This window comes from Polynucleobacter sp. JS-Polo-80-F4 (genome assembly GCF_018881965.1).
GTDB lineage: Bacteria > Pseudomonadota > Gammaproteobacteria > Burkholderiales > Burkholderiaceae > Polynucleobacter.
In genome coordinates this window covers 1,425,891-1,440,463 of record NZ_JACVPI010000001.1, presented here as the reverse complement: position 1 = coordinate 1,440,463, position 14,573 = coordinate 1,425,891, and the positions used below count along the sequence as shown (strand labels likewise).

18 protein-coding genes are annotated in these 14,573 nt (G+C 45.3%); 11 read left to right on the top strand and 7 right to left on the bottom strand.

Annotated features, from left to right (window positions below; genetic code table 11):
• The first annotated feature begins 103 nt into the window (after positions 1-103).
• Together ICN20_RS07445 and ICN20_RS07440 are read left to right on the top strand one after the other, a co-directional pair.
• Positions 104-1,078 carry a tripartite tricarboxylate transporter substrate binding protein gene (locus ICN20_RS07445; protein WP_216239200.1) on the top strand — a complete coding sequence of 325 codons (975 nt, stop codon included), beginning with the start codon at positions 104-106 and terminating at the stop codon, positions 1,076-1,078.
• Between the two features lie 48 nt (positions 1,079-1,126).
• Positions 1,127-2,716 (top strand): rhodanese homology domain-containing protein, encoded by a 1,590-nt coding sequence (locus ICN20_RS07440; protein ID WP_216239196.1) that lies wholly within the window; start codon positions 1,127-1,129, stop codon positions 2,714-2,716.
• Positions 2,717-2,755: 39 nt separating this feature from the next.
• Here ICN20_RS07440 and ICN20_RS07435 read toward each other — a convergent pair whose 3' ends face one another.
• Complete coding sequence (locus ICN20_RS07435) at positions 2,756-3,805, bottom strand: fumarylacetoacetate hydrolase family protein (protein WP_216239195.1); 1,050 nt, start codon at positions 3,803-3,805, stop codon at positions 2,756-2,758.
• 128 nt (positions 3,806-3,933) lie between these two features.
• On the opposite strand from ICN20_RS07435, the gene ICN20_RS07430 reads away from it, so the two are divergent.
• Together ICN20_RS07430 and ICN20_RS07425 are read left to right on the top strand one after the other, a co-directional pair.
• Entirely contained in the window at positions 3,934-4,251 is a 318-nt protein-coding gene (locus ICN20_RS07430; RefSeq protein ID WP_216239194.1) for a hypothetical protein, read from the top strand.
• A 21-nt stretch (positions 4,252-4,272) separates the two neighbouring features.
• Entirely contained in the window at positions 4,273-4,494 is a 222-nt protein-coding gene (locus ICN20_RS07425) for a TIGR02450 family Trp-rich protein (protein ID WP_216151962.1), read from the top strand.
• A 51-nt stretch (positions 4,495-4,545) separates the two neighbouring features.
• Here the strand turns inward: ICN20_RS07425 and ICN20_RS07420 are convergent, their stop codons facing one another.
• Complete coding sequence (locus tag ICN20_RS07420; protein WP_216239193.1) at positions 4,546-5,073, bottom strand: phasin family protein; 528 nt, start codon at positions 5,071-5,073, stop codon at positions 4,546-4,548.
• Between the two features lie 104 nt (positions 5,074-5,177).
• Between ICN20_RS07420 and ICN20_RS07415 the strand changes: the two genes are divergently transcribed.
• Positions 5,178-5,567, top strand: coding sequence for a group II truncated hemoglobin (locus ICN20_RS07415; RefSeq protein ID WP_216239192.1), 390 nt, complete (start codon positions 5,178-5,180; stop codon positions 5,565-5,567).
• Positions 5,568-5,691: 124 nt separating this feature from the next.
• Positions 5,692-6,438, top strand: a complete 747-nt coding sequence (locus ICN20_RS07410) for a TerC family protein (protein ID WP_255534683.1) — start codon at positions 5,692-5,694, stop codon at positions 6,436-6,438.
• A gap of 10 nt (positions 6,439-6,448) precedes the next feature.
• On the opposite strand, the gene ICN20_RS07405 is transcribed toward ICN20_RS07410, so the two are convergent.
• The 3 genes from ICN20_RS07405 to ICN20_RS07395 are packed head-to-tail and all read right to left on the bottom strand — an operon-like array spanning position 6,449 to position 9,077.
• A complete protein-coding gene (locus ICN20_RS07405; RefSeq protein WP_216239189.1) occupies positions 6,449-7,666 on the bottom strand; it encodes an NAD(P)/FAD-dependent oxidoreductase in 1,218 nt (405 codons plus the stop codon).
• A 13-nt stretch (positions 7,667-7,679) separates the two neighbouring features.
• Positions 7,680-8,192 (bottom strand): hypothetical protein, encoded by a 513-nt coding sequence (locus ICN20_RS07400; protein WP_216239187.1) that lies wholly within the window; start codon positions 8,190-8,192, stop codon positions 7,680-7,682.
• A 27-nt stretch (positions 8,193-8,219) separates the two neighbouring features.
• Positions 8,220-9,077 (bottom strand): LOG family protein, encoded by an 858-nt coding sequence (locus ICN20_RS07395; RefSeq protein ID WP_216239186.1) that lies wholly within the window; start codon positions 9,075-9,077, stop codon positions 8,220-8,222.
• Between the two features lie 165 nt (positions 9,078-9,242).
• Between ICN20_RS07395 and ICN20_RS07390 the strand changes: the two genes are divergently transcribed.
• The 4 genes from ICN20_RS07390 (at position 9,243) to ICN20_RS07375 (ending at position 12,245) form a co-directional block, all read left to right on the top strand.
• The gene (locus tag ICN20_RS07390) at positions 9,243-9,452 is read left to right on the top strand and encodes a hypothetical protein (protein ID WP_216239184.1); all 210 of its coding nucleotides are present in this window, start codon (positions 9,243-9,245) and stop codon (positions 9,450-9,452) included.
• A gap of 139 nt (positions 9,453-9,591) precedes the next feature.
• The gene (locus ICN20_RS07385) at positions 9,592-10,329 is read left to right on the top strand and encodes an ABC transporter substrate-binding protein (RefSeq protein ID WP_216239183.1); all 738 of its coding nucleotides are present in this window, start codon (positions 9,592-9,594) and stop codon (positions 10,327-10,329) included.
• 50 nt (positions 10,330-10,379) lie between these two features.
• On the top strand, positions 10,380-11,261 hold the full coding sequence (locus ICN20_RS07380; protein WP_216239182.1) for an NAD(P)H-hydrate dehydratase: 882 nt from the start codon (positions 10,380-10,382) through the stop codon (positions 11,259-11,261).
• 6 nt (positions 11,262-11,267) lie between these two features.
• A complete protein-coding gene (locus ICN20_RS07375; RefSeq protein ID WP_216239181.1) occupies positions 11,268-12,245 on the top strand; it encodes a DMT family transporter in 978 nt (325 codons plus the stop codon).
• 18 nt (positions 12,246-12,263) lie between these two features.
• On the opposite strand, the gene ICN20_RS07370 is transcribed toward ICN20_RS07375, so the two are convergent.
• Positions 12,264-12,542: a protein tyrosine phosphatase gene (locus ICN20_RS07370; protein WP_216239180.1), complete on the bottom strand. Its 279-nt coding sequence runs from the start codon at positions 12,540-12,542 to the stop codon at positions 12,264-12,266.
• A gap of 81 nt (positions 12,543-12,623) precedes the next feature.
• On the opposite strand from ICN20_RS07370, the gene ICN20_RS07365 reads away from it, so the two are divergent.
• Complete coding sequence (locus ICN20_RS07365; protein ID WP_216239179.1) at positions 12,624-13,253, top strand: FABP family protein; 630 nt, start codon at positions 12,624-12,626, stop codon at positions 13,251-13,253.
• A gap of 90 nt (positions 13,254-13,343) precedes the next feature.
• On the opposite strand, the gene ICN20_RS07360 is transcribed toward ICN20_RS07365, so the two are convergent.
• Complete coding sequence (locus ICN20_RS07360) at positions 13,344-14,492, bottom strand: aminotransferase class V-fold PLP-dependent enzyme (RefSeq protein WP_216239178.1); 1,149 nt, start codon at positions 14,490-14,492, stop codon at positions 13,344-13,346.
• Between the last annotated feature and the right edge of the window lie 81 nt (positions 14,493-14,573).

Sequence of the window (14,573 nt, the reverse complement as noted above, 5' to 3'; positions counted from 1 at the left end):
AAAAAGCATAGAAAATCGCCCCCCAAATCAGGGATAACTCTTATATTGGCGTGTTCAGCCACAATAGATTCACATCCTCATAAATAGCTTGGAGACACGCAAAATGCTCAGAAATGTCCTTCTACTGTTGATTGGCGGACTAATCACACTTTCAGCCAGCGCTCAAACCAGCTCCTGGCCGGCTTCTAACAAGCCAATTACCTTTATTAACCCTTTCCCACCAGGCGGTGCTGTAGACGCCTTTGGACGCCCTCTAGCTAAGCAACTTTCAGTCCAATTAAACGACTCTATTGTGGTTGATAACCGGGGTGGCGCAGGCGGGACCTTGGGCGCTGCAGTTGCAGCAAAAATGGCTCCTGATGGCTATACCTGGCTTCTTGGTGCAGTGCATCATTCGATTGCGCCAAGCATGTACACCAACCTGTCATATGACATCACCAAAGATTTTGAACCTATCGCGATCATTGGTAGCGTTCCCCATGTCATCGTTGTGAATCCAACTAAGTTTCCAAAGAATGATTTGAAATCCATCATGGAAGAGATTCGCAAGAATCCAGGGAAATATAACTACGCATCTACAGGCAATGGCACATCACAGCATTTAACCGGTGAGCTATTTAAGATGCAGAACAAACTGTTCATTACGCACATTCCTTATCGCGGCACTGGACCAGCGCTGCAAGATCTCGTGGCGGGCCAAGTAGATATGATGTTTGACACACTAGCAGGCGCAGCGCCTTTCATTAAGAATGGTCAACTGATTGCGGTTGCAGTAGCCACCTCCAAAAGAGTTGATGCATTTCCAAATGTGCCGACTGCTCAAGAATTAGGAATCAGTAATTTCATCGTCTCGAGCTGGTATGCCATGTGGGCAATCAAAGGCACGCCTAAGGATATCGTCGATAAGATGAGCGCCGAAGTGCAGATAGCGCTTGCCTCACCTGAGATCAAAGAGCGCTGGGCGGCTATGGGAGCAACTGTTCCTAAGATGACACGCCCCGAACTTGCTGCCTACATCAATCAGGAAATTACACGCTGGGGTGAAGTAGTTAAAAAGTCTGGTGCCAAGTTAGATTAAATACAATAGATTCATAAAAGAAATATTAAAAAACAATTAAGAGACAGCATGAGCATTGAGACTAAAAATTATTCATTTGTTCGCAATAAACTTCTTAACAAAGAAGAGATTGCATTATTAGATGTCCGGGAAGAAGATCCTCACGCACAAGAACATCCCCTCTTTGCTGCAAACCTCCCTCTTTCCAGAATTGAGATCGACGCTTACGCCAAGCTGCCAAAGAAGAATGTACCCATCGTCACACTAGATGACGGCGAAGGATTTGCAAGGCTGGCTGCAGAACGCTTAATTCATCTTGGCTATTCTGATGTTTCTGTATTTGAGGGTGGCGTAAAAGGATGGAAGGCTGCAGGTGGCGAGGTATTCAAAGACGTTAATGTTCCTAGCAAGTCTTTTGGTGAATTTGTTGAATCTAAACGTCACACCCCTTCCCTATCAGCTCAAGAAGTAAAGCAGTTAATTGATAACAAAGAAGATGTCGTGGTTGTGGATGTCCGTCGCTTTGATGAATACAACACCATGAGCATTCCGACAGGGATTAGCGTTCCAGGCGCTGAACTCGTCCTACGTCTTCCTGAGCTAGCCCCCAACCCAAAGACCAAAGTCATTGTGAACTGCGCTGGCAGAACACGTAGCATCATTGGTACTCAGTCATTGATTAATGCTGGCATTCCTAATGAGGTCAATGCACTGCGTAACGGTACGATCGGCTGGACCTTAGCAGGACAAGAGCTAGATAAAGGTCAAAGTAGGAAATTTCAGGAAGTAAGTGAAGCTACTAAGACTGATGCAGCAGAGCGTGCTCGCAGTGTTGCCGATAGAGCAGGCGTCAAGCGCGCCAGTCTTAGTGATGTCCAAACTTGGAAAGCACAATCCGATCGCACTACCTACTTCTTTGATACTCGTACCCCAGAAGAATATGAAGCTGGACATCTTTCCGGATTTAGATCCGTACCTGGCGGACAGTTGGTTCAAGAAACAGAGATGGTTGCCCCAGTTCGTGGCGCCCGCATTGTTTTGGTTGACCCGAGCGGTGGTGGAGTGCGAGCTAATATGCCTGCTTCATGGTTGGCACAAATGGCGTGGGATGTCTACGTGCTCGATGGAGCAAATACTTCTGACCTCACCGAAAAAGGAGTCTGGAAGACGCCTCTACCAACTCTTCCAACAATAGAAACCGTAGATGCTCAGACGGTTTCTAATTGGCTCAAATCAGATAGCAATACGATTGCCATTGATTTCAGTACACACGCCAACTACGTTAAGGGGCATATTCCTGGAAGTTGGTATGCCCTACGCTCACAACTGGCTGAAGCTTTGAAAAAGATTCCTCAGGTAGATCGCTATGTCATCACCAGCGCACCAAGTGAACTCAGCTCCTTTGCTGCCCAAGAACTGAAAACGCTTACCGATGCCGAGGTGTTGATTCTCGCAGGTGGAAATGCGGCCTGGGTAAAAGCAGGGCTGGAGCTAGAGAAAGGCCCAAGTCATTTAGCCTCGCCTCCTCTGGATCGCTATAAGCGCCCTTATGAGGGTACTAGCGTAGATCCCGCAGCAATGCAGGCTTATCTTGATTGGGAGTTTGGTTTAGTAGAACAACTAGGCAAGGACGGAACCCACCACTTCTGGGTCCTCTAAGTCCTTGCTGTTGTCAGTAAATCTAACCGAGTTAATTAGTTAAGCAATCTTGTTGCGAATGATGCCGATGCCGGTGATGTTGGTTTCCATTACGTCACCCGGCTTCATAAACTCTTGAGGAGTTCTTCCAGAGCCAACACCAGATGGGGTGCCAGTGGCAATGATATCGCCGGGTAGTAATGTTAAGCCACGCGATAGCTCAGCAATAATTGCTGGGATCTTGAAATACATTTGCTTGTAACTAGCATTTTGCTTTTCAACACCATTCACGCGACAAATAATGCGAGTGTCATCCAAATTGACGCCACCGGCAGTAACAACCCATGGACCCATTGGGCCGTGACCATCCAAGCTCTTGCCTTTAAACCATTGTCCAGACTGACGTTTTTGCTGAATGTCACGCGCTGTAGTGTCGTTGTAAGCAGAGTAGCCAAAGACATAGTCCATGGCGTTATCTTCAGAGATATTCTTACCTTTTTTACCAATCACCACTGCTAGCTCAGCCTCCCAGTCAATCATGGTGGAGATGCCAGCATCATAAGGAATGTTATCGAATGGGCCATTCATGGTTTGAGTGCCTTTAGTAAACAGCACTGGGACCTTTGGATACTCTTTTACAGCGGTATCAGCGCGGTGCTTAAGACCCTCTTCAAAATGGTCAAGATAATTCCAACCCACGCAATAAATATTGCTTTGTGGTTTAGGAATAGGCGAAAGCAACATTACTTGATTCACGTTCTGTAAGTTAGTTCCGCGACCCTTAAATAATGCCGCTAACTCAAGCAAACCTTTATTGCCTGAACCAGCCAAAGAAATCATTGAAGTCGGATCAAATGACAATTGCACTTTTTGACGAGCAGCCTCAGCAGGAATATCCACTACCATGCCGTCATTTGTTACTAAACCTAATCTGGAAGTAGCGCCCATTTTTGGTAGGTAGTTAGCAACCCTGAGTCCAGCCTTGCCAGTTAAAGGCTCGACCACGATCGGTGGCTGGCCATCTGGCGCAGCAATGGCATTAGAAATAAACATGCCACTCATAGCAGCAGTAGCGCCCAATTTCAGCGCATCTCTTCGATTTGTATCCACAGCGTCTCCTTCAATCTTTTTATTAATGTTTTATTAGTGCCGATACGTTCTCTAAACGATCTGCCGTAAATATTAATACCAAACTCCGGTCTTGGGCAGAATATTGAAAAAATCACTATTCTTAGGACATGCCTCTTATCCATATAACTCCCTGTATTCGCCTACTGGCCTGCCTCGCCATCCTCCTGGGCTTGTGCGCCTGTGAGCGAGAGGTCTACACCAGCTGGAATTGCAGCTCCACTAGCGATGGAAAGATTCCCATGGTGCTTCGCAAAGCCCAAATGGAATTTAAAGGTGATAAATTGGATTACTGTGGCAGCTTGGGTAATGAAAGCTTCTTTGATCAACAGTGTCCAGGCCAAACCACTCAGTCTAGCGCGACATTTACACCCTCCTCTGGATTACTACTGATCCATGGACAAGAGTTTCAGTGCACTGCTTTATAAGAATTGCTGAAAAAACTCATCATGAATCGATTAAGCCCCAAGAAGCTACTCCTAACTAAGTGGACAGCAGTAAATCCCATTGCCAAACAAAAGCATTTCTTAGTCAGCAAAGTCATTCTTCCCGAGCCTCCAAGTGAAAAAATTGAGTTTGTAGAAATTGAGGCAGTCTTTTCTAAGAAGACCACGCAAATCGCCTGGCGCGACCTCACCAATAGTGAGCTTTGGCTACAGGGTTGGCAATAAAAAACCGCCCCAGTAATGAGGCGGTTTTCGTTTTCACATCAGTAAAGGTTACTATTCATCCGACTTCTTTTTGGCTCCAGATTTTTTAACCAAGTCATCAATATTTTTTTCTGCAGTCTCCGCCACTTGATTAACTATGCGGCGCCCCTCTTTAAACATGTTTTGTCCTGTAGTAGACATTTCATGAACAACTTTAGAGAGCTTATCGGCATGAGCCGGTATTTTGTTTTCAGCATCCTCAAGCCAGCCCACTAAAGAACTGCGCACTTTTTCTAGATGCTTCTCAGTTTCATCCGCAGCCCCATCACCAAGCTCTTTCAAAACTGACTTCACTTTCTTTTGATAGGCAGCCGCACGTTTAGCAGCTTCCTTGGCAGCTTCTTCCTGCAAGTCTTTTAATTTAGCTAAATCATTTTTCGCAGCTGACTTGGCGCTGTCTAAGGCATTTTTGACTCCCCATTCAACCTCAGCCAAATGATGTTCACTCAATTTCTTGGCAGCCTCTAAAAGAGTATGTGAGTAATCAAAAAGCTCTTTAGCCTTTTCACGTTGCCATTTTTGTAATTCTTTAGCATCCATTTCTACGCTCCTATAAGCAAGGGTTAATGAAACTTCGATGTTCAACTCTATACCGAATTTGTGTAACTGCCAATTCCCCCGCTTGAACACATTAAAATAAGGGAATGACTGACAGACAATCCATTTATGAGGCTATTGGGGGCATCGATAAAGTCGACGAATTAGTCGATCGTTTTTATGATTTAATGGTCCTAGAACCGAATTTTGGGGATCTTCGAGCTATGCACCCCCAAGACCTTTCGAACTCTCGTGAGAAGCTCAAATTCTTCCTAACTGGGTGGATGGGTGGCCCCGATATCTACTCCCCCAAATATGGTCACCCAATGCTAAGAGCCCGCCATCTCCCATTTAAGATTGGCCTAAAAGAACGCAATCAATGGCTAGCCTGCATGTATAAGGCCATGGAAGATTGCTGCATTGAGGGCAGCGCTGCCAAGCAACTAGAAGAATCCTTTTTCAATACTGCTGACTGGATGAGAAATCATCCAAACTAGTAATTAGCCCAAGCAATATCCCGATATTCTGTATGGGCTTATATATTAAGAGATGCATTTCATTTACTTGGATACACTTTACCTTAAGGCCACAACTGCAAAGTAAAAAATGATCGAAAGTTTTATGCAACTTCTAAGCGACCCCAATGCTTGGATCGCTTTTCTGACACTCTCTGCCCTGGAGATTATTCTAGGCATCGACAACATCATTTTCATCAGCGTTATCGCCAATAGACTTCCCATAGAGATTCGCGAGAAGGTTCGTCGCTTTGGTCTGATTTTTGCCTTAGTCACTCGTATTCTTTTATTACTCAGTCTTTCCTGGGTCATGGGCCTTACAGAACCGCTTTTTAGTATTGCCGAGAAATCTATTAGCGGTAGAGATTTAATCTTGCTACTTGGTGGCTTCTTCTTAATCTGGAAAGCATCTAAAGAAATTTATGTAGAGGTCGAAGTTGGAGAACATGGCGATGAGCAAGGCGAATCTAACGGAAAAAAGAATGCCAAGTCTATGCTCTCTTTATTTATTGGCTCTGTTCTACAAATTGGACTGCTAGATATTATTTTCTCTCTAGATAGCGTAATCACTGCTGTAGGTATGGTTGATCAGATTAGCGTCATGATTGCTGCAGTTCTAGCATCCGTCCTGATTATGTTGATTGCAGCAAAACCCATTGGGGATTTTGTGCATCGCCATCCTTCAATTAAAGTGCTAGCCCTATCTTTTCTGACGGTTGTGGGTGTAGTGCTGATCGCTGAGGGTATGGGTGTTCATATTCCCAAAGGATATGTCTACGTCGCTATGGCGTTTTCACTATCAGTCGAGCTTTTAAATATCCGCTCGCGAGAAAAGAAGAAGCAAACCAGATAAGGGCTGGTTTTTATACGGCCTGTGCGCAAGCAAAACCGCTTGCCCAGGCCCACTGGAAGTTATGTCCACCTAAATGGCCAGTAACATCCACGCATTCACCAATAAAGAATAATCCTGGATGTTTGCGTGACATCATAGTTTGGCCATCAAGCTCTTTAGTATCTACACCACCTAGCATCACCTCAGCCTTTTTCCAGCCCAAGGTGCCTGCCGGCTTTACTGACCAGTTCGTAATGAGCTCCTTGAGGGCTTGACGATCCTTTTTAGAAACTTCAACCCATTTGCGACCGGTTAAACCTTTTTGATCTGCAAATGCTTTTGCTAAACGCTGCGGTAGAACTGATGCCAGAATCGTCTCGGTTAATTTCAAACGATTCTCTTCATTATTAAATAGTTCGTCGCAATTAAATCCGCCAGGGCGCTCGATAGCCCCAAGCCAATCAATATGAATCGGCTCGCCCTCTTCCCAATAGCTACTAGCCTGAAGAACTGCCGGACCAGACAGTCCCTTATGGGTAAGCAGGAGATCTTCGTTAAACCTACAAGCACCATAACGATGGCCTTTTGAGCCAGAAGCAATTCTGACTGGAACGCTCAGGCCAGCTAAGTCATTGAGATTACCAAAATTATCTGCAGTAAAAGACAGCGGTACTAGAGCAGGCCTTGGATCAATCACATTTAATGAAAACTGTTTGGCAATATCTAAGGAATAAGCAGTGGCGCCAATCGCAGGCACTGGTAAACCACCCGTTGCCATGACTACCGACCTAGACTTTTCAGTACCAGCACTAGTAGCAACCCTCCATTGATCACCCTCTTGCTCAATTGACTGAACGGTGACTGGATTACGAATAGTGACGTTTCCTTTGGCGCATTCAGCAAAGAGTAAGTCAATAATTTGTTTAGCAGAGTCATCACAAAATAATTGGCCCTGATGTTTCTCATGATAATTAATTCCATAGGAAGCTACCAGCTTAATGAATTCCATGGAGGGGTATCTGGCAAGCGCACTCTTAACAAAATGCTGATTGCGAGAGAGAAAATTTGCCGGGCTACTATGAAGATTGGTGAAGTTACAACGGCCGCCCCCGCTAATACGGATCTTCTCACCTAAAACTTCTGCATGATCCAGAACGAGTACTTTCTTGCCCAACTGGCCAGCAACCCCGGCACAGAATAGACCTGCAGCACCGCCACCGACAATGATGGCATCCCATACTTTACCCATGCTTACTCATAATTTACTCAAATCGATCAATGATGTCAGATGAGATGTTGAGTTTTCTCATGTGCAGCTTGGTATAGGCTTGGCGGAAGCTCTTGGTCATCGAGATCATGACTGATGCAGTCCATGCAAAGGAAAACATTCCAGAAAAGGCGATGATGACCGCAAGCATCTTCCAACCATCCGGAAGAGTGTCTTCCATAAAACCCATAGCGGTGTACGTACTGCCACTAAACAAAATACTTTGACCTAATGCGGGCAGTAACTTGAATGTATATAAGGCAATGCCCCAAATCAGTATTTCAGCAATGTGTGTCAAGAATAAGCAGAAGACGCTAATATAAAAACAGAGTGCGACAGCAGAGTATTTCTTCTCAGCCAAGTACAGAAAGGTTTTTACTTCATACCGCTTAGCAATCTGAAGCAATGCGACGCCATGGAAAACCATGACCAACAAAAGCATGGCACCACCCAGGAGATAACCGGGAAGATCTAGAGAGGTTGCCAGGCTAGTTTGCGAGGGATTCATGTTTTGATTTTACAGGGGCTAGCGCTCTTAGCCTAACCGATACCAATCTTGAATGACCTGCCAAGCCTCCTCGGCCGTCTCTGAAAAGTGAATACTTTGCATATCCTCTTCATCGATCACGCCAAATTCCACCATCTGCTTGAAATTCAACATCTCATTCCAATAGCTTTTACCTACTAATATCACCGGAATTGGCACAACCTTTTTAGTCTGAATCAGAGTTAAGACCTCAAACAGCTCATCAAAGGAGCCAAAGCCCCCTGGATAGGCAACGATTGCCCTAGCCCTCAACATAAAGTGCATCTTGCGTAGTGCAAAGTAATGAAAACGAAAGCTAAGCCCCGGACTGATGTACTGATTGGGTTGCTGCTCTCTAGGAAGGCTGATATTAAAACCAATAGTTTTATCGCCAGCTTCAAATGCTCCACGATTGACAGCCTCCATAATGCCAGGACCACCACCTGTACAGATATGAAGCTTATTGGAGTTACTCTTTTGGGTGGCGTTGTAATGAGCTACTACTGAACCGAACTGTCTTGCAGACTCGTAATACTCACTATGCAGTAAAGCCTTATTAGCAAGCGCAATCTCTTCCGGGGTTTTAGCTCGCTCTTTCAACTCCATTGCCTGTTCATGACTCACAAAACGGGTTGAACCAAAAACGGTAATCGTATGTTCGATGCCATGCTCTTTGAGCAGGACTTCTGGCTTGAGCAACTCTAATTCAAAGCGAATGCCCATTGTTTCTCTACGAGCCAAAAAGGCTTCATCGTCAAAAGCAAACTTATAAGAGTCATCTGAATCCTCTTCTGATATTTGACTTTGATGAAGATTCAAAAACTCAGTAATAGTCTGTGAGTTATGAACGGGGAGTTTTGGACTCATATTGCAACCCTCTTGGTGAATATGAGGTCATCTTAACTCGTGCCCTAAATTAGTGTTAATACCTAGTTAGGCCAAAGATATGCGACTCTAGGGATTGTTGGGATTTACCCAGGGCCTATCCCGAGTTAATATTGGCGTAATTTCAACTAAACCGAAGGAAAAGCAATGAGCAACCGTTCAATCATCATCATGGTACTAGTATTAGTTGGTGCCACAGCCTACTTACTCCTCAAAGGCGATGGCGACATTGACATGGGTGGCGAAAAGCATGGTGCAGAAGCTGCGCACATGGAAGAAGCTAAGAAAGATGCTCCAGCAGCTCCAGCAGCTCCAGTAGCTCCAGCTGCTGCTCCTGCGGCTGACGCTAAGAAGTAATTTCTTCTTTTGCATATAAAACCGCGGTCTTCCGCGGTTTTTTTATCCCCATATTTTGATGAAACCAATTTCTTCACTAGTCATATCTTTTGCACTTCTCTGTTTACCTCAATTGGCTAATAGCCAGTCATCTCCTGCTATGAAAACTATAGACTCAAAATCACTTTCCTCTTTTGCGCCAACCAGCACTCTGCGTGTCGGCATTAATTTAGGAAATCCGATTCTTGCAAGTGAAGACTCCACTTCAAAAAATGTGTATGGTGTGACGATTGATATAGCCAATGAAATTGGTAAACGCATTTCAATGCCGGTGCAACTGATTCCATTTAAGACTGCGAGTGCAACGGTGGATGCAGTGAAGACAGGAGATATCGACTTAGTATTTGTGGCAATTGATCCCGTTCGAGGCGCCGATATTAGCTATACACCGGCATACATACAAATTGAAGGGGCTTATATGGCGAAAGCCAACTCGCCCCTCAAAAGAAATGATGAGGTAGATATTGCGGGCAATGAAATTGTGGTTGGCAAAGGAAGCGCCTACGATCTTTATCTAACGCGCGAGATTAAAAATGCCACCCTATTACGTTCAGTAAGCTCGCAAACCGTCATTGATGACTTTATGTCTGGCAAAGGCAACGTGGCGGCCGGCGTAAAGCAACAGTTAGAAAGTGATGCAAAGCGCTATGAAGGACTGCGGATGCTTCCTGGACGTTTCATGGTGATCAATCAAGCGATTGGTATTCCGAAGGCTAGACCTAACTACGAAAGTACAAATGTTTATTTGAGCAATGTCATCACAGAATTAAAGCAATCTGGATTTATTGCTGAAGCCATGAAACGACACAATATCCAAGGCGCAAAAGTAGCCGAATAAATTCACATAGATTAGTGGGTTGGCACTCAATTTAGTACGATACTGTACTTATGACTCCCCTCAACCCACTCAACAGTCTTGCTCTCGCTGCGCGCCTAAAACGTGAGCCAGCAGAACATAAAGGCAATGCTGGCAAAGTCGTCTTAATAGGTGGTGCACCAGGCATGGCCGGTGCTCTTATTTTGGCGGGGAATGCTTGCTTACACCTAGGGGCTGGTTGGACCATCCTAGAAATGCTTGACCCTGCATCAGCGCATGCTGACGCCAATCAACCGGAGTTGATGATTCGCCTTGCTACCGAAAATATTCATGAAACGCTCATTACCTCAAAGCCTGACGTCATTGCCATAGGTCCAGGCCTTGGCAAATCTACCTTTGCGCGACAATGCTTGCACGCTTCACTTTCATACCCAAACATTCCCATGGTAATTGATGCAGATGCACTCAATTTGATTGGAGATTCCAAGGAGTTATTGAGCAGCTTACAGAAACATAACGCTGATTTTCCAGGACTTACCGTTCTAACCCCTCATCCCGGCGAAGCAGCCAAGCTGTTAAAGACCACGACAGAAATAGTTCAAGCCAATCGCGTAGATGGAATACAAGGACTCATTGAGCTCACGCAATCGATTGTGGTTCTCAAGGGGCAGCACACCCTCATTGCCTCACCACATCATTCACCTGTTCAATGCCTTGCAGGCAATCCCGGAATGGGCACTGGCGGCATGGGAGATATTTTGACTGGAAGTATTGCTGCTATTGCCGGCCAAGGCATACGCCACAAGCTAGATCTATGGCAAGCCACTGGGATTGCGGTTGAGCTCCATGCCAAAGCTGCAGATAGCCTAGTGGGCAAAGGAGTTGGCCCTATTGGCCTAACCCCTTCTGAGACCATTTTAGAAATGCGGGCGCTCCTCAATAAACTGTTATAAATCGGTATGCATTCCGTAAGCGCAGCCCACCATCATCGACGCTACCTCTATGGCATTTTGATGGCCGGGGTAGGCTCTATGCTTTTCTCTGGAAAAGCCATTTTAGTGAAGCTTGCATTTGGGTACGGAGCGAACGCAGAAACACTTTTGGCCTTGCGCATGCTGATGGCCCTGCCCTTGTTTTGGGGAATCTTCTGGTGGGAATCCCGCCGCAAAAAAATGAGCCCCATTACTTGGCTCGATCGCAGTAAATTATTTTTCCTTGGCTTTTTAGGGTACTTCCTATCAAGCTACATCGACTTCTTAGGACTTCAATACATCTCGGTTGGTCTTGAGCGAATTGTTTTGTATCTCACACCGACAATTGTTTTGGTGATCTCTTATTTTGTTTTAAAGAAACCTATCTCCCGCTTACAGTGGTACGCGCTAGTCGTTGGCTACATCGGGGTTTTTATTGTCTTTATTCAAGATGCGAGCTCTACTGGAATAAGTGCCTGGCTAGGGATGGCTCTCGTATTTGGAAGCGCCTGCTCCTATGCGGCCTACATGATTGGTGCTGGCGAGATGGTGAAACGTATCGGTAGCGTACGTTTGGTTGTCTATGCCAGCTCAGCTTCTGCTATTTTGAGCATTACGCAGTCAACCATTCATAATCCATCGGCTATTTTTGAACAAGTACCGCAGATCTATTGGTTTAGCCTTCTGAATGCAAGTTTGTGCACTGTCATTCCAATGCTACTCATCATGATTGCCATTAATCGCATTGGCTCACCACTGGTAGCTCAAGCAGGAATACTGGGCCCCGTATCAACCATCTTCATGGGGTACTTAGTGTTGTCAGAACCTATTACATGGACGCAAATTAGCGGCATGACTTTGGTTATTGCAGCGATGTGGCTACTAGTTCGCAATGATGCCCCAACAAAAAAGTCACCAGACACAAAAAGATCTGATGACTTTGATGGTGCAGAACCCCTCAATTAAGAGGGACGTTTATCTATCTTACTGAGCTGCGGCGTCGGCAGCTGCCTTGGCTTTCTTTTTAGATTTCTTTTTTGATTTTTTCTCAGCCTTCTTTTCTTTCTTTGCTTTTTTCTTCGCCTTCTTATCAGCAGATTTCTCAGCTGGAGTTGAAGCAGGCACAGCGATTGGAGCCGCAGCTGGTGCAGCAGCTGGAGCTGTTGCGGGAGCTGGGTCAGCAGCCATCACAGAAATTGGAGTAATCCCGATAGCAGCAGAAACAAGGGAGGCTAGGCTCAGGCGCGCAATACGTGAAATCATGTGATTCTCCAAGAAAGTTTGTGGATAATTTGATAATACTCAAAAATTTGATATTAATGCTTCATTTTTAAAAGGTTGGTTATGAGTGAATTCCCGAGTGACATCTTTACCGAACCTCAAGGGTATTCCGTTAACACTCTAGAACAGCTCGGCCCCTTGACAGGTATGGCCGGAATCTGGGAAGGTATCCGTGGCTTGGACGTCAAACCCAAGGCAGAGGGGCCCAAGAAGCAAGCCTATGTGGAACGCATTGAGCTTCAGCCAATTGACCCTCAGACCAATGGGCCGCAACTGTTTTATGGCCTGAGATATCACACCCACATTACTAAGCCCGATCAAGTAAAGACCTATCACGATCAAGTGGGCTATTGGTTATGGGAGCCTGCGACTGGTAGCGTGATCCATACACTCTCCATACCACGCGGCATGATTACGATGGCAAGTGGAAAAGCGGCGCCGGATGCAAAACAATTTGAGCTGCACGCAAAGGAGAATGATCCTTGCGCCGGCATCTCATCTAACCCATTCTTAAATTACGCATTCAGAACGGTTGAGTTTCGTATTCAGGTTTCTATTAACGATGATGACACTTGGTCTTATGAGCAAGACACTGTCATGAAGATTAAAGATCAGGCGGAGTTGTTTCATCACGTAGATAACAATGTGCTCCACAAGATTGGTGAAGCCACTCCCAATCCATTGGCTAGATAAGCCTCCAGTAAGCATCAATTTATGTCGCTTGATGTAATAAAGGCCATCAATTGATGGCCTTTATTTTTAACTCAGAACTACTTGAGTTGATTAAGCAGGCTGCGCTTCAGCCTCAGTAATCTTTTCTAATGCGGTTGCGAGATGTCCAACGGTGCGATCAACATGCGTTAACTTTTCCAAACCAAACAATCCCAGGCGGAACGTACGGAAATCAGAGCGCTCGTCGCACTGCAAAGGAACGCCTGCAGCAGTTTGTAAACCAAGAGCAATGAACTTCTTGCCGGATTGAATATCCGGATCTTTAGTGAAGCTCACTATGACGCCTGGAGATTGATAACCTTTAACCGCCACAGATGGGTAACCTTTAGAGACCAAGAGTTCGCGGACCTTGGTGCCCAGCTCAATCTGCTTAGCTTTCAGTGCTGCAAAGCCAAGGGCTTGAGTTTCTTTCATCACATTGCGCAAAATCTTTAAGGCATCAGTAGGCATGGTGGTGTGATACACATGACCGCCCTTTTCATAAGCCTCCATGATCTGTAACCATTTTTTCAGATCCATCGAGAAGCTAGTGCTTTGAGTAGAGTCAATACGTTCACGACCTCTTTCACCCAACGCAATTAAGGCGCAACATGGTGAACTGCTCCAGCCTTTTTGTGGCGCTGAAATCAATACATCAACATTACACGCCTTCATATCAACCCACATTGCACCAGAGGCAATGCAGTCCAATACAAAGATGCCATCAACAGAGCGGACTGCTTCGCCAACAGCCTTGATGTAATCATCGGGAAGGATGATTCCCGCAGAAGTTTCAACATGCGGTGCAAAAACAACCGCAGGCTTTTCCTTCTTAATAAAAGCAACTACCTCTTCAATCGGAGCAGGCTCAAAAGCGCCTTGAGCAGAGTTGTCTACTTGTCGACCTTTTAAAATAGAGATATCTTTGAATGAACTATCCATGTCAAAGATTTGTGTCCAGCGATAGCTAAACCAGCCATTACGCAATACCAGGCATTTCTTATTGGTGGCAAATTGGCGGGCAACTGCTTCCATACCAAAAGTACCACTCCCAGGAACGATAACTGCAGAGCTGGCGTTGTAAGCGTCCTTAAGAACGCTAGAAATATCAACCATTACGCGTTTGAACTCTTCAGACATGTGATTTAAAGAGCGGTCGGTGTATACGACCGAGAACTCTAATAATCCGTCTGGATCAACATTGGGAAGTAAGCCTGGCATAGTAATTTCCTAGGGATTTCAGTGATTAGCCCTAAATGATACCGATTTAAGACTTTTTTTGGGGTCTTAAGACCAAAACCC